We start from the raw sequence: 23,708 nt of genomic DNA on the forward strand, positions 1-23,708 counted from the left end.
CCTTTAGACGGGATAAACAGGATGCTTCCGTTCCGTAAATATCATGGATTTGGTCATATATGCATTCAGCCGTTTGATGAGTTCCGTACGAAGCGAATCGGCCGGAATGATCCCGTCGACAATCATTTCTGAAGCAAGCCGGTAAATGTCGATGTCTTTTTGGTATTCTTCCCGTTTTTCGGCAATGAAGGCGGACCGCTCCTCTTCAGGCAATTCCGCAATTTTTTTGGCATAAACTGCATTTACCGCTGCTTCAGGACCCATCACGGCAATCTGAGCCGTAGGCAGCGCCAGACAGCAGTCAGGCTCAAAGGCCGGCCCAGCCATCGCATACAAGCCTGCGCCATAAGCTTTCCTGACGATGACGGATATTTTCGGCACGGTTGCTTCGGCCATCGCTGAAATCATTTTCGCACCGTGTCTGATAATACCCGCCCTCTCGACTTTCGTTCCGATCATAAAGCCGGGGATATCAGCCAGAAACAGCAGCGGGATATGATAGGCATCACACAAATTGATAAACTTTGCAGCTTTGTCTGCCGAATCGTGAAACAACACACCGCCTTTAACCCGAGGCTGATTGGCGATGATGCCGACAGGCTGCCCGTGAATCCTTGCCAAGCCGGTAATCAGCTCTGGCGCGAACAATTTTTTGATCTCATAAAAAGACGCTTCATCAATGATCCGATCGATTAAATCCATCATTTGAAACGGTGCGTTTTGGTTTTTCGGAATGATCTCCTCCAATGACCGTTCAAACGGACGGGCGGGTTTCGCTTCAATGACAGGCGCTTTCTCGGTGTAGTTCGGCGGAAAGTAGGAAAGATATTGGCGCGCCGACTTGATCGCATCTTCTTCCGTTTCGGCAAGAATGTCTCCGCAGCCTGAAACAGAACAGTGCATTCGCGCTCCGCCCATTTCTTCAAGCGACACTTTTTCGCCGATCACCATTTCCGCCATGCGCGGTGAGCCTAAATACATCGAGGCATTACCTTCGACCATGATGACGATATCGCAAAAAGCCGGTATGTAGGCGCCGCCTGCCGCTGAAGGCCCGAATAAAAGACAGATTTGCGGGATGCGTCCGGATAATTTGACTTGCTGATAAAAAATCCGCCCTGCTCCTCTTCGCCCCGGAAACATGTCAACTTGATCCGTAATCCTTGCGCCTGCCGAATCGACCAAATAAAGAAGCGGACAATTTAGCTTTTCGGCTGTTTCTTGGATGCGGATGATTTTTTCGACGGTTCTCGCTCCCCATGATCCTGCTTTGACCGTTGAATCATTAGCCATGACGCAAACGGTTCGGCCGCCGATTTTTCCGATTCCCGTGACGACTCCGTCAGCCGGAAGCCCGTCAGCCATGCAATTTGCAAAAAAAGCGTCCTCAAGGTCGAGGCCTTCATCAAGCAGCAGCTTTAATCGGTCTCTGACAAATAATTTTCCTTTTTTCTCATTGGATTCATGGTATTTTTGCGCTCCGCCTTCCTGAATCCGGCGGACGCGTTCATACAATTCCTTTTCGGCCGGCATCGGCTGTCCCCCCGTTCGTTTTATTCTCCCGTATAATACGGCTTCCGCTTTTCTGTAAAAGCTTTCAGCCCCTCTGTTCTGTCTTTCGTCGGAATCGTCAGTTCATAAGCTTTTTGTTCAATCGCGAGTCCAGTTTCGATATCTGTCTCAAGCCCTTGATTGATAGCGAACTTCGCCTGTCTGACGGCCACCGGTCCGTTCGCTGCGATGTTCGCTGCGATACTTTCGGCCGTTTCCTTTAACTTTTGAAGCGGAACGACATGTTCAACTAGGCTGATCTTTTGCGCTTCTTCGGCGCTGATGCGGCAGCCGGTATAGATCATTTCTTTTGCCTTTCCCCTGCCGATTAAGCGGGGCAGCCGCTGTGTTCCCCCTGCCCCGGGAATGATCGCAAGCGTTGTTTCGGGGAGGCCGAGTTCAATATGTTCGGCTGCGATCCTGATGTCGCACGCCAATGCAAGCTCCAGCCCCCCTCCCAAAGCGCTTCCGTTTAATGAAGCGATGACGGGCTGCGGCAGTTTTTCCGTCTCGCTGACCACTTGTTGAATCATGGAAACGGCCTGCTTCGCTTCTGTGGGGCTCATGCGGGCTCTCTCCTTTAAATCAGCACCTGCACAAAACGTCCTGTCCCCTGTTCCCGTTATAATGACACAGCGGACGGCCGGGTTTGAACGGATATCGCGAAGGATATGCTGAAGGTCGTCGAGAAGTCCGAGCGAGAGGGCATTTGCAGCCTGCGGTCTGTTCAACGTCAACACGGCGACCGCCTGCTCGTTGATGGAATAAAGAACGTTGGGCTCCATTCGGTCTTCCTCCTCCTCAATCTATGAAAAGAAATTCTTTGATTTCGCCGCCTGCAAATTTCGGCTTGGCAGCTCTCTTCCAGTTTTGTCTTCGATCCATTTGGCAGCTGAAAGCAGCTTACTGAGATCAACTCCGGTTTCGACACCCATCTGGGCGCACATGTAAATCAAATCATCAGTTGCCGCATTTCCCGTGGCCCCCGGTGCATAAGGACAGCCGCCCAGCCCGCCGCATGATGCGTCAAATACGGTGATTCCCATATCCATCGCTGCGATCATGTTGGCGAGCGCCATCCCTCTCGTATCATGAAAATGAAGGGCGATATTATCTTTTGGAAAGCGTTTTAAAAGTACGTCAAGCACTCTTTGAACTTGTACGGGATTTGCTGCGCCGATCGTATCTCCGAGAGAAAGTTCGTCGATCCCCATGTCGAACAGCGCTTCAGAGATGCGTATGATTTGCTCCAATGGAACGTGATGCTCATAAGGACAGCCAAATACGGTGGACAAGTAGGCTCTGGCGGTGAGGCCTGCTTGTTTCGCTGCCCCGGTGACTTCCTGTAAGACGGGAAGCGTTTCTCCGATCGATTTGTTAATATTTTTCCGGTTGTGTGTCTCGCTTGCCGACATGAAAACAGAAGCTTCATCGATCCCTCCTTCGAGAGCCCGTTCCAGCCCTTTTCGGTTCGGAATGAGGGCTGCGTAGGTGACGCCCGGCTTCCGGTTAATGACTTTGGCGACGTCAAGGGCATCAGACAGTGCAGGAATCCACTTAGGATGGACGAATGAAGTGATTTCGATATATGAAAGCCCTGTTTGGGAAAGCATGTCGATCCAGGTGATTTTATCGGCTGTCGAGAGTACGGTTTGTTCATTTTGCAGACCGTCGCGCGGCCCGACTTCTTTAATGAAAATTTTCTTCGGTACGTTCATTTGCCATCCTCCAGACCTTATTGAAGCTCCAATAAGACGTCCCCTTCATCGGCAAAATCACCTTCGTTTTTTCTGACGGTTTTGACGGTGCCGGCCGTTTCAGCGACAATCGGAATCTCCATTTTCATCGATTCTAAAATGGCGACTTCCTGCCCCTTTTCGATTTTGTCTCCTGCCTTCACTAATATTTTCCATACGTTTCCCGCCATATTGGTGACAACAGTATTCATGGCACGCCTCCTTGATTTCATTTTGAGTGATAGCGACTGATAAAATCGGTGTGGACCCCGCCTTTTCGGAATTCGTCAGAACGTACGATGTCTTCAAGCAGCGGAATGTTTGTTTTAATGCCTTTCACTTGATATTGTGAGAGCGCTTCGGCCAATGTGCGGATAGCTTCATCTCTGCTATTTCCTTTGACGATCATCTTGGCGATCATCGGATCGTAATACGGGGTAATGTTCATACCTGGGGCTGCTGCGCATTCATGACGGACATTCGGGTGCTCAGGCAGCTTAAGGTCAGTGATCCGTCCCGGCGAAGGGAAAAATGTTTTCGGATCTTCGGCACAGATTCTGACTTCGATCGCATGTCCGTCCCGCCGAATGTCTTTTTGCTTATACGGAAGCGCTTTGCCTGCTGCGATATTGAGCTGTTCTTCGACAATGTCGAGCCCTGTAATTTCCTCTGTCACCGGGTGTTCGACCTGCAGGCGGGTATTCATCTCCAGAAAATAAAAATGATTCTTGCTGTCTACTAAAAACTCGATTGTCCCGGCGTTGGCATAGCCGATCGACAGCGCGGCTTTCACGGCCGCTTCACCGAGCTTCGCGCGCATGTTTTCATCGAATAACGGAGCAGGTGCTTCTTCGATGATTTTTTGCTGGCGTCTCTGAATCGAACAGTCCCGTTCCCAAAGGTAGACGGCATTTCCGTATTCGTCTGTTAAAATCTGAATCTCGATATGTCTTGCATCTTCGATATATTTCTCAATGTACATAGCCCCGTCTCCGAAAAAATCCGCGGCTCGTTTTTGGCTGCCTTCATATGCTTTTGCTAATTCGCTTTCATTGCGGATCAGTTGCATTCCGATGCCTCCGCCTCCTAAAGAAGCTTTGAGCATCACGGGATAGCCGATGGATTCGGCAAGAGCCTTGGCTTCATTCAGACCGGCCAAGCTTTTTGTCACGCCGGGAACGACGGGAATCCCGGCTTGTTCCATCGCTTGTCTCGCTTCAATTTTGCTTCCCATTTTGGCGATCACATCAGGCGGCGGACCGATAAACGTGATATTTTCCTGCAGGCATCTTTCAGCAAAACGGCTGTTCTCGGAAAGCAGGCCGTATCCCGGATGGATGGCACAGACCCCCGCTTTTTTAGCGGTTTCGATGATTTTTTCGATATTTAAATAGCTTTCACTGACCCGCGGTTTGCCGATCAGCCAGGCTTCATCTGCAGCTTTAACATGCAGGGACTCCGCATCCGCTTCAGAGTAGACGGCAGTTGTCTGAATCCCGAGCCGTTTACAAGTTCGAATGATCCGAAGTGCGATTTCGCCGCGATTGGCGATAAGCAATTTTTGAAACAAAAAAATGCCCCCTTTCATATTCAAAAGTGTCTGAAATGGAATTTGAAAGCGTCTTCATTTATTCATTGTGCGAATTTGAAAGTGAAGTAGCTTATCCTGTTTCCTGCCATAGGTTCAGCCGGGTCTTGTCTGTTCTTTACAGCTTATGATGATTTGAAAGAAAAAAGTCCTAAAGCTGAAGAAATCGCTTTAGAACTCTTAATGTTTTGGCTCAGGCCTGTTGTGTTTGGACGGCTTTTACCGGGAATGCTCTGCATGTTTGCCGCTGTTTGTGAGGATATGTTGAATGATCTCGGCGTTTTTTGACAGAAAGGCAGTTTCGAACATATCCTGATGCGGCCCGGCTCCTTTATACTCTTGATAGTTTCTTGTTGTGGCGTCAGCCCATTTTTGCAATATGAATCTGTCGATTTGCTCCGTCTGAATGCCGGCTTCAATAAAGTGGATGTTTGCGTTGATTTGGCCGCTATTGATTAATTGCGCCCAATACTTTTGATAGTTTGCCGTCTTTTTGATGACTGCTTCCCTTAGGTGAGCGGGAACATTTTCTGCCGAGGCGCTGCTTGGCTGAGGCGGCAATGCTTGTTTCTTTTGATACGCATCGACAATAATGAGATCGCTGACCTCCAAACCGCGATTTTCCATTTCTTTGACAATCTCAAAAGCCGTGTTGCCCACCGCTGAATATCCCAGCAGGATATAAGGGCCCCGAGGCTGTTTTTTGATGATGTTGTTGACGTAATGTTCCATACGGCTGTCTTCTTCAATAAAGTTAAATCCGTACACGGTCGCTATGCCGTTTAGCTTGGCAGCGAGATCTTTATAAAATATCCCGAAGCCCGAAATGGGAGGAAAGCAGAAAAGGTTCACTCCGGTCGGCGGATTCAGTCTGCTGACATGCTGTACGGCCGAGGCGCGCAGCTCATGTGAAAACAGCTTATCAGCCATTTGTTCAATTGTCGGATTCTCGAATAATAATTCAATCGGAATATCGATCCCCTGGCTGTTTTTCAGCTGGTGAATGACTTGAAGAGCCTTTAGCGAATGACCGCCAAGTTCAAAAAAGTCATCTTCAATACCGAGCTCCTTCACACCAAGGATAGGTTTCCATATGTCAATCAGTTCTTTTTCGACCCAGTTTCTTGGCGGCACGATCTGTTTCAAAGTCGTTTTTTGCTCAGGTGCAGGCAGCGCGCGGCGGTCGATTTTGCCGTTTGTCGAAAGAGGCATGCGGTCCAGTTTAACCCAATCATGAGGAATCATATAGTCGGGAAGCTGCCTTGATAGTAATGAACGGATCGTTTTTTCCTCTGTTTGATCATCGCTTACATAGTATGCGATAAGGAACGCTTCTTCGTTTTTTTCTTTAATGATGACAGCTGCTTCTTGAACGCCTTCAATCTCGATGAGCCGCGCTTCTATTTCAGCCGGTTCTGTTCGCTTGCCGCGAATTTTGATTTGCCGGTCCATCCGGCTGATATATTCTAAGTTGCCGTCTGGCAGCCAGCGCGCCAGATCGCCGGTTTTGTACATTTTTTCACCTGGTTGAAACGGATGCTCTACAAATGCTTCACTTGTCAAATCAGGTCTGTGCAAATATCCTTTTGCAACCCCATCGCCCCCGACGCAAAGTTCGCCGGGAACGCCGATCGGTGCGAGCTGACCGCTCTCGTCAACAATAAAGGCATTTGAATTGCTGATCGGTTTTCCGATAGGAATCGCTTGTGAAAAATCTTGCTTGACTTCATAAAATGTAGAGAATGTTGTATTTTCCGTCGGACCATATATGTTATAAAGCTTCAGGTTTGGGCACCGATGTCTGACCGTATTCATCAGTGCAGGCGTCAAAGCTTCCCCGCCGACATATAAAGTGGAGAGTCCTGAAAACATGTCCAGCTGGGCTTGTGCCAGCTGGTTAAAGAGAGCCGTTGTTAAAAACAGCACTGTGATATCATGGTGAAGCAAATAGCTGCCAAAACGGGCAGGAGTCAACATCGTCGAGCGGTCAATCACATGAAGACATGCTCCTTTCAGGAGCGCTCCGAATATTTCAAATGTGATGGCGTCAAAGCCGAGTGAACCGGTTAAGATTAATCGGTCATTTGTATCGGCTGATGTGTAATTGCTGTTTGAGATCAGTGATACGACATTGCGGTGCGAAATCATTACGCCCTTTGGTTTGCCTGTCGAACCTGACGTATACATGATATAAGCCAGATCATCCGGACGCGTATTTATGTTTATATCGCCGACAGGTGCCAATTGCGTTTCCTTGGATATCAACACTTTTTTCGGAAAATCAATGTCCGTCTTGAGTCCTTTCTGAACGGCCAATACGTCCGCTCCGCTTTCTTTCAGCATATAGCTGATCCGTTCAGGCGGCAGTTCGGCATCGAGCGGGAGATAGGCGCCGCCCGCTTTCAAAACGGCAAGAACTCCGATGATGAATTCAGGTGAATGCTCTGCTAAAATGCCGGCAATTCCGTTTTTCTTTAAGCCTTGTTCTTGGAAGATGCGGGCCCATGCAGTGGATGTTTGATCCAGCTCCCGGTATGTCATCGTCAAGCCGCCGGCATGTAGTGCGATATGATCCGGCGTTTTCTCTACTTGATTGGAAAACAAGTCGGCGATTGTTTTGTTCGTATCGTAATCCGTTTTCGTATCGTTGAATTCCCCGATGATCCGGGCTTTTTCGTCAGGCGCGATCATCGGCAGCCTGGAGGCGGGGATATCGGTGTCCTCCGCCGCTCTTCGCAGGGCTTCCAGCAGGTGGCCCCTCACACAGTCAATCCATGATTCATCATAAACGTTTGCATTGTAGATGAACTTGATGACGAGTTCATCATCCGGCGCAATCATGAAGTTGAAGTTGTAGCCTGACTGCTCCGACAATTTTACATTTTCGATCTGAAGCGGTGATTTGGCACGGTTTGCCGAGTCTTGCATTTGCTGCAAAGGGTAGTTTTCAAAAACGAAAATATGGTCAATAGCATTCTGTTTGAAAGCGATATGCGACTGAATGTCAGCCAATGGATAAAAGCTGAACATGTCTTGAGCGAGCCTTTCTTTTTGGGAGCGGCGAAGCAGCTCTGAAAAGGTTTCATTTTCGCTCTCGGTCTTGATTCGCACCGGCACAGTATTGATAAATAAACCGATGATCTTCTCAACGCCCGGAATCACGGAAGGACGGCCGGAAACGACAGAGCCGAAGACGACATCATCTGTCCGGTTATAGCGCTGAAGCATTAAGCCCCACACGGTTTGGATGAGCGTGGCGAGTGTGGCTCCATGCTGTTTGGCGATTGTTTTGAGTCTCGCCGTCAACTTTCGATCTAATGAAAACATCAGCTCTTTTTGCCGATATCCCTTTTCCACAGGTTTTGCAGACACTTTCGGAAGACCTGTTGGCGCATTGAAGTCTGTCAAGTAGTTCTTCCAATATTCCTTGGCTTTGTCTTTGTCCTGATCATACAACCAGGCAATTATGCGCTGTATGGCTGAACAGGATCTAAAGGCACAGATTCACCCGTATAGATGGATTCGTACAACTGCATAAATTCTTGCAGCACGATCCCGAGACACCAGCCGTCCATTAAGATGTGGTGATGGCTCCATCCACACACGTGTTTTTCCGGCGCCGTTTTGAACAGAGAAATCCGCATCAGCATATCTTTTTGCAGATTGAAGCCTTTCCGCCGGTCCCGCTCTTTAAACTGGTTGACATATGCGGTTTGATCAGTCTCCGGCATTTCAGTCAAGTCTTCAGCATGCAACTGAAAGGATCGATCGCGTAAAACGACCTGGCGCGGCTCTTTCAGCCCGGCAACATGAGGCAAAAAAACCGTTCTGAAAATATCGTGGCGGTCGATGATCGATTGGACACTTTGTTGGAACCAGTCTAAATGGAGCTGACCCCTTATTGTGAAGACGGACTGTTCAATATATGCGGTTCCTTCGTCTTGCAGGAAAGAATGAAAAAGCATTCCTTCCTGCATGTGGCTTAAAGGATAAATGTTTTGGATTTTTTGTGTATGATCCATTGTTTCCCTCCGCTCGTTTAATGAAATCCGAGTAAGTCGGTGATATTTTTAAAAGCTTCCTCGGTCAGCTCGCGATCATCAAAGTCGCTGACTGTCTTCTCTGTTTCAGTTTTGCCGAGGCAATGGTTCATCAGCTTTCTGAGATAGTACTGGCAATCTTGGGAAAGCCGCTCAATGGTTTCTTTTTGAAAACGACCTGTTTCATATGTCATGTTAACGGTCAGTTTGCCTTCGGCTACGAGTGCGCTGATGTCCAGCGACTGTTCACGCTTCCAAGTGCCGGTGATATCCTCGCCGCCTCCCAAAGGAGAAAATGTAAATGCATCAAGCTGTTCTGTTTCGGTTTGCGCACGGTTTCCGATTTCAAATTGTCCTAAATAGTTAAAGGTGATATCGGGTGCTTTACCGAATTCGATCTTTGCTTTTTCAGGCGGTGTCATATATTTGAGAACACCGTATCCAAATCCTTTATCAGGTATCCGTCTCAACGTGTCTTTTGTTGTTTTTAATGTGCGGATCATATATTCTTCATGATGGTCATCCCATGTATTGGGTTCAAGTTGAAGCAATACTGGATATATGGAAGTAAACCATCCTACGGTTCGGCTGATATCGTGATCTGCCGCCTCAGATTGACGGCCGTGCCCTTCAAGCGCGATTTTTAGCGCCTTTTGCGGCACCCATTGCCATATAGCGAGTACCGCTGACGCCAATAGCAGGTCTTGGGTATCCGTATTGTAAGCATTGTGCACATCTTTTAGGATCGCGTCTGTTTCTTGTTGAGCTAAAGTAAATGATACGGTGTTACGTTTTTTCAAAGCGGATTTGCCGATATGTGTCTGCTCTTTTGGCAGTGCAACTGTTTCATGTTGTTCGATGGTGCGCCAATAGTCTGCTTGCTGTAATAACCGCCGGCTTTCTGCATACTTGGCTAATTGCTCGGTATATGTCTGGAATGATGCGGTTTTTGGCGGGAGTGCTATGTCATCTCCGCGAATCGCCTGCTCATAGCCGGATGCCAAGTCTTCCAGGATAATCCGCCATGATATGCCGTCGACGGCCAAGTGATGGATAGCAAGAAACAAGTCATCTCCTTCACTTGAGCGGAAAAGCCCGGCTTGCACCAGCGGCCCGTTTTCCAAGTCCATTGCTTTTTGCAGCTTGCGAACTTGGTGTTTGATGATGTGTTCATGATCTTTTGGCTCGCCGGTCAGATTGAAGAGTCGCAGGTTGTAAAGCTGGTCCTCCCCGATGTTCGCTGGACGATTGTAAAGGCGCAAGTTCCCTTGTTCATCTTTGGCGCATATTAGCCTGAGTGCATCGTGATGGACGGTTATCGCTTTTAGCGTTTTCTTCAATGCATCTTCATCTAACGGATTTGACCGATGCAGCATAACCGACTGATTAAAATGGTGGGCTTCTTTTATATCTTGAGACAGGAACCATTTTTGCACCGGTGACCATGTAATCTCGCCTTCTACAGATGCTTGGCTGATCGGTTGTTGTGATAAACGGACATATGGCGCCAATTCTTGGATTGTCGGATGGCTGAAGATATCTTTTACGGCCAATTGCTTTCCTGATTGATGCAATCTCGCAGAGACTTGCAATGCCTTAATGGAATCCCCGCCAAGCTCAAAAAATGATTCATCAGTTCCGATCTTGTCCACACCGAGCACCCCGCGCCAGATGGCAGCCAATTCTTTTTCAATATCATTGGCCGGAGCCGTAAATGTTTGCCTAGTCTCTCCCTTGGGCGGGATCTTTGCAAGTGCAGGCTTATTCAGCTTCCCGTTTGGCATGGTAGGCAATGCATCAAGCGTTTGGAAAAACGCCGGTACCATGTAAGACGGCACTTTTTTGGCCAAAGCTTTGCGCACTATGCCGCAATCTGCGCCGTCTTCAACAACGATATAAGCGCACAGTTCCTTATGACCTGCTGCGGTAACAGAATCCACCACTGCCGCTTCTTTTACTACGGCAAGGCCGGAGAGTGCCGCTTCAACTTCTTTAATCTCTATCCGGTGGCCTCTGATTTTGACTTGTTCATCCATCCTGCCGACATACTGCAATGTGCCGTCCGGCAGCCATTTCGCCAAATCCCCCGTCCGATACATGCGCTGATCCGGATGAAACGGATCTTGAACGAAGGCTTTTGTCGTTTGCTCAGGAAGATTGATATATCCTCTTGCAAGTCCCGGTCCTGTAATGCAAAGTTCTCCGGTGACACCGATAGGCTGCAAGTGATCTCCTTTTAAAATATAAACATTTGTATAACCGATCGGCCGTCCGATCGTGACGTTTTCCTGACGTTTTAATCTTCTGGCCGCAGTGGCCGTGATGCTGCTTTCTGTCGGTCCGTATTCATTGGAAATCTCTATGTCAGGGCGGAGCAAGAAACTGCGCTCCAGCAAATTCGGTTCAATCGCTTCGCCTCCTAATGTGACAAGTCGCAGTGTTTGTCCATCTTCCGGCTGCAATACGTCAAGCAGTGTCCGGTATAGAATCGGAACGAGATTCATATGCGTAATGCCGTAATCGGCCAGATATTGTTTAATAGCGAGAATGTCTTTCGCTTCTTCCTCAGCCGGGATAACGGTTTGCACTCCTGATATAAGCGGTGCAAACATACTTGTTACAAATGCGTCAAAAGAAAATGAGGAAAGCTGAAGTACGATATCATGATCATGAAATTCATAAAAAGCACTGCGCCACTGAACTGTATAAGCGACTCCTCTGTGTTCCACCATGACGCCTTTTGGCTTGCCCGTCGTACCTGATGTATATATGATATATGCCAAATGATCCGGCCCGGAAGCAGTTAGAATAGGTGAGGTGTCCTGTTCCTGTACATCTTAAATCAGAAGCACTTCGCCTTTAAAACGATTAGGTACTTGATGAATTGCCGTTTTATCGGTGATCAGCAGTTTTGCTCCGCTGTCGGCTAATACATATTGTTTACGCTCATCCGGATATTCAAGATCAATTGGGACATAGGCGCCCCCCGCTTTCCAGGTTCCGAGAACCGCTGCGATCAAGCCTGTTGATTTAGGAATCATAATACCTACAGTGAGATCCGGACCAATCCCTTGATTTTGCAATGTTCTCGCTATTTTGTTGGACCATTCGTCTAATTCTTGATAAGTGAGCACACCTTCCCGAGTGATGAGTGCAGTTGCACTTGGCGATTTTTCCGCCTGGCGGGCAAATAATTCGTGAACGGTTATGTTAGGGCGGTGTTGTTCCGGCATTCTGTTGAAGTTTGTCTTCAGCAGCTTTTGTTCTTTAGCTGTCAGCATGCTGATGTCATGTAATGCTGTCTGCGGCGCATGGACAATGTGCTCAAGCATTGTCGTGAAATGTGATGCCCAGCGTTCAATCGTATCTTGTTTAAATAAAGATGATGCATATTCAAACCGAAAATGTATGCGTTCATCCCCTTCTGAAACTTGCAGCGTCAGATCAAACTTCGCCCCAGTCTGAGGCATATCGGCAGGCTGAATATGCAGTCCATTCAGGAAAAGTTCTTGGCGATCCATATTTTGTACGACAAGCATAACGTCAAACAGCGGATTGCGGCTCATATCACGGACGACATCGAGTCGGTCGACAAGCTCTTCAAACGGATAATCCTGATGTTCGTACGCCTCAAGCGCCGTTTCGCGGACCTCTCTTAAGAAATCGCTGAAATATTTGTTTTCGGCCGGCTGCGTTCTGATCGCCAATGTGTTGACAAACATGCCGATAACAGGCTCTAAGTCTTTGTGCGGCCTTCCGGCGATCGGCGAACCGATGATGATATCCTCCTGTCCGCTGAGCCGGGCAAGAAGCGTGCTGTATGCGGCGAGAAGAACCATATACAGGGTGCAGCCGTTGTCGCGGGCGATCTTGTAAAGGCCGGCTGAAGTGTCCTCATCAAGTGAAAAAGACACATGTTCCCCGCCAAAGCGGCGCACCGCCGGGCGGGCGTTGTCCGTCGGAAGCTCAAGCACCGGCAGCTCTCCGTCAAGACGCTTCAGCCAGACCGCTGCCAGACGGCATAGTCTTTATATTGAATCCGCAGCGGGGCAAGAGTCCGGTTTGCATACAGCTCACAAAACTCGCGGATGAGCGTGTTCACAGACACCCCGTCGGAAATAATGTGATGCATGTCCACCAATAACAAGTGGCGCTCCTCCGCCTCCTGCACAAGAGCGGCACGGAAAAGCGGCGCTTCTTGGAGCTGGAACGGACGGACAAAGTGTTCTGTTGATGCCTCCTCTGTCAGCTGGAATGGAACTTTGTCATGGATGCACTGGACAGGCTCGCCGTCTGCCCCGGTTTCAAACGACGTCCTGAGCGATTCGTGGCGGCGGTTCAGCTGCCTGAAAACCTCATCAAGCCGGGCGCGGTCGAGCGGTCCTGTCAACTCGAGCGCTGCCGGCATATTGTAGCCTGTGCTGTCTTCGTCAAGCTGCTGGAGCACATACATCCGCTTTTGCGCTGAGGACACCGGGTAGGTGTCTTGTTTTTCCGCCGGTTCAATCGCTGCATAAGAGCTTTCATCCAATTCCTGAATCACGGCTGCGAACTCTTTCAATGTCGGCTTGGCGAAAATCTCCTTCAGCGGCACCTGCACGCCAAACGCTTTGGCAATGCGGGAGACGAGTGCAGTTGCCTTCAGCGAGTGGCCGCCCCGTTCGAAAAAGTGATCGTCAGTGCCGACAGGGCCGTATTTCAGCACCTCTTCCCAAAGCTTGGCGAGCTTCATTTCCGTGATGGTTCGCGGCGCGGTGTAAGCGCTGCGCTCAGCCGCTTCAAGAGGTGCGGGCAGCGCCTTGCGGTCAAGCTTTCCGCTCGGTGTAACAGGCCACTCACGCATCTCGATGAAGGACGAAGGCATCATGTAGGCCGGCAGGCGTTTGGTCAGTTCTGTCCTTACGGTCTGTTGATCCTGACCTTCAATATAGGCGTAAAGCTCGGTCTCCCCCCCTTCAGTCCGGGCGACAACCGCCGCTTCCCGTACGCCGTCGATCTGGCGAAGCGCCGCTTCGACTTCTCCCGGTTCGATTCGGTAGCCGCGGATTTTCACTTGGCCGTCCATGCGGCCTAGCCATTCAACGGTGCCGTCCGGGAGCCATCTCGCCAGATCGCCCGTTTGATACATGCGTTCCCCTCGATAAAAGGGGTCATCAAGAAACCGTTCTTCTGTCAGTTCCGGCCGATTCAAGTAGCCCCTCGCGACACCCGCGCCTGCGATATACAGTTCTCCGGCCACTCCTATGGGCTGGACGGCTTTCTCACTGTCCAAAATATAAAGTCGGGCTCCCGGTACAGGTTTTCCGATCGGAAGCCGCATCCGGTCCCTGTCTTTTTCGTGGTCGTACCGAAAAAATGCGGCATCCACTGTAGCTTCTGTCGGCCCGTACCCGTGAATGACCGCAGTTTCCGGCAAAGACCGGGCAAACCGGGCGGCTGTCTGGGGAGTGAGCGCTTCACCTCCGGCGAATACGCGTTTCAAGGTTTTCGCAAGGCTTGTCCTTCTCTCCTCTGTTTCCATCTCGACCTGGTCTAAAAAGCAGTTGGCCATCGCCGGGATAAAATGTGCCGTTGTCACCCCTTCATTGACGAAAGCTTCTGTCATCAAAGCGGGATCCTTTTCCCAGCCCGGCGGAAGCAAATACATGGAGGCGCCGGGAATCATCCACCAAAACAATTGCCAGATCGAAGCATCAAATGAAAACGATGACTTCAGCACGATGACATCATCTTCAGTTAATGGGAACTGGCGCTGCATCCCGGACAAAAAGGCGTCAGCCTGTCGGTGCTCAACCGCGACGCCCTTCGGTGTCCCGGTTGAACCGGATGTATAGATGACATAGGCGAGTGAGCCGCCATCCGTATGAACGCAAACCGGTTCGGTCTCCGCTGTCTCCGCTTGAAACGACGACAGGTTGACTTCAAGCGTTTCCCCGGAAAATCCGGAGACGGACAAACCCGGCCCTGTGACGAGAAGCTGGGCGCCGCTGTCAGCGAGCATATATCTGAGCCGTTCTTCAGGATAGTCTGGATCAAGCGGCACGTAAGCGCCGCCGGCTTTCAAAACAGCCAGCACCGCGATCACCATCTCCGGTGAACGGTCGGCGAGCACGCCGACGACACTTTCTTTGGCCACGCCTTTTTTCCTCAACCGGACAGCGAGTTGATTGGTATACTGATCAAGCTCTCGGTACGTTAAGATACCGCCGGAAAAACGAAGCGCCGGCATGTTCGGCGACAGAGCCGCGCGGCGGGTGAAAAAACCATGCAGCGTCGGCGCTAAAGGTTTGACGGAATCTGTTTCGTTAAAAACAGACAAAATCCGTTCCTTTTCGTTGGACTCTACCATATCGATGTTTTTAATCGGCTGATCCGGCTTCTCAAGCGCCTTCTCCAAAACGGTTAAAAGATGGGATTGAATCCGTTTGATGTCATGTTCAGTAAACATAGCGGTTTGATAATCAAAATTTAACTGTATGATACCGGTATCAAGGCGCTCTTTAATTGAAACAGACAGCTGATTTGCAGTGCGCCCGCTGAAGTACATGGCCGTTTCATATTCAAAGCCATCCGCTTGTTGCCATTGAAGCGGCTGATACTGTATGGACGTGATGATTAAATTTTGCCAGATCACCATGCTGATGCCTTAATTCGTTCATTAGCAGATTGTAGGGATATTTTTGATGACGCATGACTGACAGCTGTTCTTTTCCGATGCTTGTGACAAAGGAAAGAACATCACAATCAGGATCAACTTCCATTCTGATTGGCAGTGTGCTCACAAACATACCGAGCATGTCTTTTTCCAGCCTGAGGCGCGGTTTCCGTAATAGGTTCCAATCACAATATCCTTGCTGGATGTCAGCCTGCTGATGCATATGTAAAACGAAGCCATAAACAGAGAAAGAATGCTGATTTGATGCTTTTCGCAAAAGTGTCGGATTGATTCTGCCAAAGGATGTGAAAGAGTCAGGGTTTCTCTTATAGCGGCGGTGCTTTGTTGTTGAGGCAAGGCTTTTTCTGTAAGTGGGAAATGTTCTGGAATGGTGTGGTAAGTGTTTGTCCAAAATAAGCGGTCTTTTTCCAACCGGGGAGATTGCAAGTATTGCTTCTCTTTTTCGATATAGGTGAGATAGGAAGGTTCATGATGTTGAGGTAAGGGTTCATTCCGAATCATTTTTTGATACATCTCAATCAGCTGATTGCCTAGCAGATTAAGAGAAATACCGTCCATTATGATATGGTGGAATTTTGCATAGAGCCAAACTTCTTCGCTCGAAATCGCCAGCAGGGTAAATTGATAAAGCGGTGAATGAAACAGCTTAAACGGAATCGAAGTCTGATCGTCAATCCACTTATTCCGTTCGGACTTGCCGGCCTTTGTCAAATCAATTGTCTCTATGGAAAGCGGGCGATGTTCAGCAAGATAAAGATCAGGCTCTTCCCCTTTCCCTTCTGTCAGCTGAAAATGAAGTGAATCATGCCGGGAAACTGAAAAGTCCAAAGCCCGCCGCAGCACATCAAGGTCGATAGCGCCCCTGAATTTGACACAGGCTGCAAGATTGCAGATACTTGTTCCCGGATCGAGCAGCTCGGTAAACCATACTCTCCTTTGAGCATGGGTCAAAGTGTAGGTTGTGTTCAATGGAACCCCTCCATTTCAAATATAAGAGAATAAAAAAAGTAAAATAATTACAGGTTATATGACAATATATGGATAAATTAGACGTATGAGAATCATTGTAATACAAATTCGATAAAATACAACAATGTTTACAATAAATTCAATAATTTTTTAGAAAATGGTTATTTGATCTCATCTGCAAAATTCTTGTCTTTACTGCTCATCACATATGAAAAGCTCAAAATAGAATGAATAAATGGAGGGAATATCAGGATTTTTATACCATTTTATTCAAAAAACAGTGCTGAAATTCAACGCACTCTGAGCGAAATGGAAATAAATTGTCATTGTTTATTTGTGAAAAATATCGTCTCACGTGTTTTTAAAAAACCTCATAAAAAAACTGTACCTTAACCAATCAAGATACAGTTTTGCTTCACTTTTAAAAGCTTTAGGCTACACGGCAGCCGTTTACATGTGCGGATGATCCGTTAAACAAAAGAGTCCCTCATTTTAGTTCGTCGCACTTGCAAGAGAAAATTACAATTGAAAATGCTCAAGCGCCTGCTCCCTTAATTTGAATTTCTGCACTTTTCCTGATGCCGTCATCGGGAACTCTTCGACAAATGCGATATAGCGCGGAATCTTATAACGGGCGATTTTACCTTTGCAGTATTCTTTTAATTCGTCAGCTGTCATGGATGCTCCGCTTTTCAGTTTGATCCAGGCCGACACCTCTTCACCGAATGTTTCGTCAGGCACTCCGACAATTTGGACGTCGAGAATGTTGGGATGCTTGTATAAAAACTCTTCTATTTCCCTCGGGTATATGTTTTCTCCGCCTCGGATGATCATGTCTTTTAATCTCCCGGTAATCCGGCAGTAGCCTTCTTCATCCATTACGGCTAAATCACCTGTATGCAAAAATCCGTCCTCATCGATCACCGCTGCCGTGTCCTCAGAATTTTTGTAATAGCCTTTCATGACATGGTAGCCGCGTGTGCACAGCTCGCCTTGAACGCCTCTTGCAACCTCCTGGTTTGTGCCCGGTTCAGTTATTTTGACTTCAACGTTCGGCAAGGCGCGCCCTACGGTTTCGACCCTTCTTTTGAGCGAATCGTTGACCCTCGTCTGGGTAATGACCGGTGATGCTTCCGTCTGTCCGTATGCAATCGTTATTTCAGACATCCCCATGTTATCGATCACTTTTTTCATAACTTCAATCGGACAGTTTGAACCGGCCATGATACCCGTTCTTAAAGAAGACAAGTCATATGATGCAAAATCTTGATCATTCAGTTCGGCAATGAACATGGTCGGTACACCGTGAAGCGCCGTGCATTTTTCCGTTTCAACGGCGAAAAGCACTTCTTTTGGATTGAATTCTTGCACCGGCACCATCGTTGCGCCGGCGGTGACGCAAGCGAGAGTCCCCAGCACGCATCCAAAGCAGTGAAAAAAGGGTACGGGGATGCACATTCTGTCTTTTCTCGATAAATTCATGCATTCCGCAATATTTGCCGCGTTGTTTGCCAAATTGGAATGAGTGAGCATTACGCCTTTCGGAAAGCCTGTCGTACCTGATGTATATTGCATATTGATGACATCATGCTCTTTGAGTCGTTCCATCCTGTGATCAAGCGCTTTTTCGCTTACCGACCCGGAGAGCTTTAATATGTCATCCCAAAGGTACATGCCGGGATGCCTTTTATCTCCCATCAAAATAATATTTTTTAAGAAAGGCAGTCTTTCAGATGCGAGCTTGCCCGGTTCCGACTCCTTCAATTCAGGAATCAGTTTGTAAAGGATATCAATGTAAGAAGTGCCCCGGTATGATTCCATTAAAATGAGAGTTGTGGCATCTGACTGTTTCAGCACATACTCAAGCTCTGATAATTGATAGTTCGTGTTGACTGTGACAAGCACCGCGCCCGTTTTTGCCGAGGCAAACTGGGCGGTGAGCCATTCCGGAGTATTGGAAGCCCAAATTGCGACATGTTCACCTTTTTCAATACCGAGCGCCATCAGTCCTCTTGCGACTTTTCTGCACAACTGGTCAAATTGCCGGTACGTATAACGGAGGCGGCGGTCCGGATAGACGACAGCCTCATGATCAGGTGCGTTTGCCGCGGTTTTCTCCAACAATTTTCCGATAGTCAAATGGAGCAGCTCTGCCAACGTTGTCCCTCCCTTCTGGTCAGAAAGCGTTTTCAATTTGACGCTTGTTTGCCTATGCCGAGCTGCCTTGCGATGACGAGCCGTTGAATTTCTGAAGTTCCTTCACCGATTTCCATTAATTTTGCATCCCGCAGCATCCGCTCGACTCCGTACTCTTTCATATACCCGTATCCTCCGTGTATTTGAATGGACTGATTGCATGTCCTGAATGCCATCTCTGAGGCATAAAGCTTGGCGAAAGCCGCTTCCTTTGTAAACGGCCGGCCTTGATCTTTCAGCCAGGCGGCCTTCAGCACCATATTGCGGGCAAGCTCAATTTCCATAGCCATGTCGGCAAGCTTGAACTGAATCGCCTGGAAATAGGAGATTGGCCGGCCGAATTGTTTTCGTTCGTGTGCGTATGCGAGCGCGGCCTCAAATGCGCCTTGAGCGATACCGACGGCCAGCGCGGCGATCGAAATTCTGCCCCCGTCAAGTGTATTGAGAAATTGTTTAAACCCTTTTTCCGGGCTTCCCAACAGATTTTGTTTTGGAACGCGGACATTGTCCAAGATGAGCTGTGATGTATTGGAGCCACGGACACCCATTTTGTCATATTCGCTATTAATGGTGAAGCCTTCCGAATCTGTCGGAACGATGATGGCGGAGATGATGTTTTTTCCGTTGTCATCTTTTCCGGTGACGGCGGTGACGATGACGGTCCGGGCATATCCGGCATTGGTGATCCAGCATTTCTCACCGCTGATCACATAGCTGTCCCCTTCCGAGCGGGCTTTTGTCCGGGTGCCGCCTGCATCTGATCCCGCATTCGGTTCGGTCAGCCCGAATGCTCCGAGCGCCCGGCCCGTCGCAAGCGGCACGAGATATTCTTGTTTTTGTTCTTCGGTGCCGAAATAATAAATCGGTGCAGCCCCGAGCGATACAGCCGCAGCATAGCTTAGACCGGTGCTCCCGCACGCTTTGCCGATTTCTTCGACGCTAAGCGCATAGGAAATCGTATCCCCGCCTGACCCGCCGTAGCTTTCCGGAAACGGAATCCCCAAGAGGCCGAGCTCCCCCATTTTTTTAAATGTCTCAACCGGAAATTCTCCCGTCCTGTCAACATGTTCGGCATGCGGTGCAATTTCCTGTTTCGCAAAATCTCTGGCGAGCTCGCGAACCATTTGCTGTTCTCTTGTTAGTTCAAAATTCATAAAGTGACCCCCTTTTTGGATCGTCAAATTCCTTAGGCAGCAGAGCTTTGTAACATTATATTAAAAAAGTGCATTTTTCATGCCAGAGGATTTTGGACATGCAAAATCGCACCCTTTGATGACCAACTGATACTTACCTTTACGTAAGTACCTGAACTAAAAGTGCATACTTACAAATTCGCAGTGTGAACTTTATACTCAAGATGAAAACATGCTGGAGGAGGAAAATATTTGAAAACGCTGGTTATCGTTGCACATCCAAGTTTAGAAACATCAGTTATCAATAAGTGCTGGGTAGAGGAGCTCAAAAAATATCCGGAAAGGTATACGGTTCACGAATTGTCCGACGTTTATCCGGATGGAAGCATTGACGCGGAAAAAGAACAAAAATTGGTGGAAGCGCATGGCAATCTTGTTTTTCAATTCCCTATCTATTGGTTTAACTGTCCGCCTGTTCTTAAAAAATGGCTTGATGATGTATTGGCTTACGGATGGGCTTATGGTTCAAATGGAGGTGATCGATTAAACAATCGTAAAGTGGCATTAGGTGTATCCGCCGGAATTAAAGAAGAAGATTATTGTGAAAACGGAAGGTACCGCTATACGCTTGAACAAATATTAGTTCCATTTGAAACGACATTCCGATATTGTCATGCAGACTATCGTTCATTTTTTGCGTTTTACGGCAAGGAAAATGAGCCCGGCGGAAATGAGGAAGAAGCGACCGGGCCGGGAGCAGGAGAATTGGAGATAAGCGCCCGGGATTATTTGCGTTTTATTGACAATCTTTAAGTTTTACCGGAAATCATTCCGGTTGAAACAGGCTGTCAGCCCAGCCTGTTTTTCTCTCCCCACTCACACATCATATTGAACAAAGGTAAGAGGGAACGTCCGCGTTCAGATAATGAATACTCCACCTTTGGGGGAATTTGGGGAAATTCCTTGCGTATAATAAGGCCGTCTGCCTCCAGTTCTTTTAACATAATGCTCAGCGTTTTGAAGGAAATGGTGCCGATGTTTCGCTTCAGCTCATTATGCCGCATAACTTCGCGTTCAGACAGCCAATATAGAATGATTATTTTATATTTGCCGCTTATCAATGATAATGTATATCCAAAACCGGTGTTATTAAGTTCCACGCCGGTCGGAACACAGGTTTTTCCGGTTGGGGGTTGCATAATGTACACTCTCCTTCTGAATTCTATATCATAGATCATTATGTAATTTGATTAAAAGGATGTAAAGAAAGGATGCTTGAAGAAATACCACTGCGCCTGTATGTTTTCCCGTGATACGGCGGATGCAGCCGGAAGAAAAAAACTGCACCTCAAGATTGTCAGGTGACAATTCAGGTGCAGTTTCAATGCAGGCTTTTTTATTTATCCTCTGATATGGCCGTCGCCTCTCATGATATATTTGCATGTGGTCAATTCTTTCAGACCCATAGGTCCGCGGGCGTGAAGCTTCTGTGTAGAAATCCCGATTTCCGCGCCGAAGCCGAGTGCGCCGCCGTCGGTGAACCGGGTTGAAGCATTGTGATAAAGTGCTGCCGCATCAACGGTATTCAGAAAAGCCTTGGCTGTTTTCGGATTTTCGGTGATAATCGCTTCTGAATGTTTTGTTCCGTATGTTTCGATATGATCGCAGGCTTCTTCAAGACTTCCTGCGACTTTAACCGCGAGATCAAGGCTTAAATATTCGTTCTGCCAATCGGCTTCCCCCGCTGGTATCGCGCCTGGAATCCATTGAACCGCCTGTTCGTCCCCGTGAACTTGAATACCGTGTTCGTTTAAAGCATTGCTAAGCGCTGCGCTGTTTTCCTCAAGCCATTTTTCGTGAACGATCAGCGTTTCAAGCGCATTGCAGACGGCGGGGCGGTCTGTTTTCGCATTGATCATGATATTGATCGCTTTTTCAGGATCTGCTTCCCGGTCGATATAGATGTGGCAATTTCCGACTCCCGTCTCAAGAACGGGAACGGTTGCGTTCTCAACGACTTCCTGAATGAGGGCGCCGCCTCCCCGGGGGATGAGTACATCGATATGCTCTTTCATCTTGAAGAGCTGCTTCGTAGCGCTTCGATCCGTGCTTTCGATAAATTGGACGGCATCGCGGGGAATGCCTGTCGTTTCCAGCGCTTGATGCATGACCGATACGATCGCTGTATTTGAATGAATGGCGGAAGAGCCGCCTTTCAAAACGATCGCATTGCCCGATTTTAGAGCGAGCCCGGTCGCATCGACAGTCACGTTCGGACGCGCTTCATAGATCATGCCGATGACGCCTAGAGGAACGCTGACTTTTTCCGCCTTCAGCCCGTTGTCGAGCGTCCAGCTTGATAGCGTTTCTCCGACCGGATCATCCAGTTCCGCGACTTCCAGCAGTCCATCGGCAAAATCCAGAACTCTGTCTTCATTGAGCGACAGGCGGTCGATGTAGGCTGCATCATAGCCTTTTTTTCGTCCCGCTTCAATATCTTTGGCATTTTCAGTGAGAATATAGCTCATGTTTTGTTTCAGGTGTTCGGCCAGTGCTTCAAGCGCCTCATTCTTGTCTTGTTCAGTTGTCAGCCGCAAAGATTTTGCGGCCGTTTTTGCCTTTATCGCTTTTTCTTCGATTTGTGCTTTGATGCTCTCGCTCGTCGCAGTCATGTCAATTCCTCCTTTGATTTGTTTTTTAAAGCGGAACAGATAGCTCTAAATGACAGACAAACGCTTCTCTGTCAACGACAGCCTGTGAGGAAGCGGCTGTTTCCTGATTCGTATCCTTCTTCCATTTACGAAGCTGGGATGAGGAAAAGTTGACGACGCCGAGGCCGATTTCCTCTCCTTCCTGATCAAGGATTCGAACGACGGAACCGTTGCTGAAACGGCCGTTAATTTCGTAAATACTAGAAGGATACAGGCTTTTTTTACGGTCGATAATAAACTCTTTGCTTTCGTTGTGGACGATGATGTCTCCTTCAGGTCCAGAGTTAAATGCTATCCATTGCTTTTTATGGTTGAGCGTGTGTGAATCGTCATTCGGAATAAAATACGTTCCCCTCGCAGTCCCGCTGATTGCTTCTTGCAACAGACCGGAGGTGTCTGCACGCCCTAAAAATCCTTTAATGCCTGAAGCCATTGTCATTTTAAAAGCGTCCAGTTTGGACTTCATGCCGCCTGTTCCGACTTCGCTTCCGGCATCCCCTGCTGAAGCTTCTATCTCCGGCGTGATTTCATTTACTTCCCGGACGAGTGCGGCGTCAGGCGTTTTTCGCGGATTCGCGTCATAAAGGCCGTCTATATCAGAGAGGATGGTCAGCAGGTCGGCGTCGATCAGACCCGCCACTTTAGCAGAAAGCGTGTCATTGTCTCCGAATTTGAGCCGGTTGACGGTAACTGTGTCATTTTCGTTGATGATCGGAATAATGCCGCGTTTCAGCAGCACATTCATCGTATTTCTCACATTGTTGTACCGTTTTTCATCTGAAAAATCGCTTTTTGTGATTAATATTTGTGAAGCGATATAGCCATGGGATAAAAAGAGCTTGGAATACGCTTCGATTAGTAAGCCCTGGCCGACAGATGCTGATGCTTGTTTTTCAGGCAATGTATCCGGCCTGTTGATGAAGCCAAGTTTCCGGTATCCGGCCGCCACAGCGCCAGAGGAAACGAGGAGGACTTCGTGCCCTTCATCTTTGAGGCGGACGATCTGCTCAACGAGCTTTTCGAGCTTTTTGCTGCTGATTTCGCCGTGAAGACTTGTTAAAGAACTGCTTCCCACTTTGACAACTACCCTCTGTTGATTAGAGGTCAT

11 protein-coding genes and 2 pseudogenes are annotated in these 23,708 nt (G+C 48.3%); 1 reads left to right on the forward strand and 12 read right to left on the reverse strand.

The window, feature by feature from the left end; all coding sequences use genetic code 11:
* Positions 1-3: 3 nt before the first annotated feature.
* From QMZ64_RS11605 to QMZ64_RS11645, 9 genes and pseudogenes are all read right to left on the reverse strand, one after another.
* Entirely contained in the window at positions 4-1,533 is a 1,530-nt protein-coding gene (locus QMZ64_RS11605) for an acyl-CoA carboxylase subunit beta (protein WP_265626869.1), read from the reverse strand.
* Positions 1,534-1,553: 20 nt separating this feature from the next.
* Positions 1,554-2,336, reverse strand: coding sequence for an enoyl-CoA hydratase (locus tag QMZ64_RS11610; protein WP_265626868.1), 783 nt, complete (start codon positions 2,334-2,336; stop codon positions 1,554-1,556).
* A 21-nt stretch (positions 2,337-2,357) separates the two neighbouring features.
* A complete protein-coding gene (locus QMZ64_RS11615; RefSeq protein ID WP_265626867.1) occupies positions 2,358-3,269 on the reverse strand; it encodes a hydroxymethylglutaryl-CoA lyase in 912 nt (303 codons plus the stop codon).
* A 17-nt stretch (positions 3,270-3,286) separates the two neighbouring features.
* On the reverse strand, positions 3,287-3,499 hold the full coding sequence (locus QMZ64_RS11620; protein WP_003182452.1) for an acetyl-CoA carboxylase biotin carboxyl carrier protein subunit: 213 nt from the start codon (positions 3,497-3,499) through the stop codon (positions 3,287-3,289).
* 17 nt (positions 3,500-3,516) lie between these two features.
* Complete coding sequence (locus QMZ64_RS11625) at positions 3,517-4,857, reverse strand: acetyl-CoA carboxylase biotin carboxylase subunit (RefSeq protein ID WP_265626866.1); 1,341 nt, start codon at positions 4,855-4,857, stop codon at positions 3,517-3,519.
* Positions 4,858-5,094: 237 nt separating this feature from the next.
* Positions 5,095-8,897 (reverse strand): annotated as a pseudogene (locus tag QMZ64_RS11630) (non-ribosomal peptide synthetase).
* Between the two features lie 17 nt (positions 8,898-8,914).
* Positions 8,915-16,560: pseudogene (locus tag QMZ64_RS11635) on the reverse strand (amino acid adenylation domain-containing protein).
* A 519-nt stretch (positions 16,561-17,079) separates the two neighbouring features.
* The gene (locus QMZ64_RS11640) at positions 17,080-18,717 is read right to left on the reverse strand and encodes an AMP-binding protein (protein ID WP_265626865.1); all 1,638 of its coding nucleotides are present in this window, start codon (positions 18,715-18,717) and stop codon (positions 17,080-17,082) included.
* 32 nt (positions 18,718-18,749) lie between these two features.
* The gene (locus QMZ64_RS11645; protein ID WP_265626864.1) at positions 18,750-19,910 is read right to left on the reverse strand and encodes an acyl-CoA dehydrogenase; all 1,161 of its coding nucleotides are present in this window, start codon (positions 19,908-19,910) and stop codon (positions 18,750-18,752) included.
* Between the two features lie 231 nt (positions 19,911-20,141).
* On the opposite strand from QMZ64_RS11645, the gene QMZ64_RS11650 reads away from it, so the two are divergent.
* A complete protein-coding gene (locus QMZ64_RS11650) occupies positions 20,142-20,702 on the forward strand; it encodes an NAD(P)H-dependent oxidoreductase (protein WP_265626863.1) in 561 nt (186 codons plus the stop codon).
* Positions 20,703-20,737: 35 nt separating this feature from the next.
* Here QMZ64_RS11650 and QMZ64_RS11655 read toward each other — a convergent pair whose 3' ends face one another.
* The 3 genes from QMZ64_RS11655 to proB form a co-directional block, all read right to left on the reverse strand.
* Positions 20,738-21,088, reverse strand: a complete 351-nt coding sequence (locus QMZ64_RS11655) for a winged helix-turn-helix transcriptional regulator (RefSeq protein ID WP_265627803.1) — start codon at positions 21,086-21,088, stop codon at positions 20,738-20,740.
* Between the two features lie 201 nt (positions 21,089-21,289).
* A complete protein-coding gene (locus QMZ64_RS11660) occupies positions 21,290-22,561 on the reverse strand; it encodes a glutamate-5-semialdehyde dehydrogenase (protein ID WP_265626862.1) in 1,272 nt (423 codons plus the stop codon).
* A 25-nt stretch (positions 22,562-22,586) separates the two neighbouring features.
* Positions 22,587-23,708: a glutamate 5-kinase gene (gene proB, locus QMZ64_RS11665; RefSeq protein ID WP_165427166.1), complete on the reverse strand. Its 1,122-nt coding sequence runs from the start codon at positions 23,706-23,708 to the stop codon at positions 22,587-22,589.

This window comes from Bacillus sp. LB7, assembly GCF_030449715.1.
Lineage (GTDB): Bacteria > Bacillota > Bacilli > Bacillales > Bacillaceae > Bacillus > Bacillus paralicheniformis.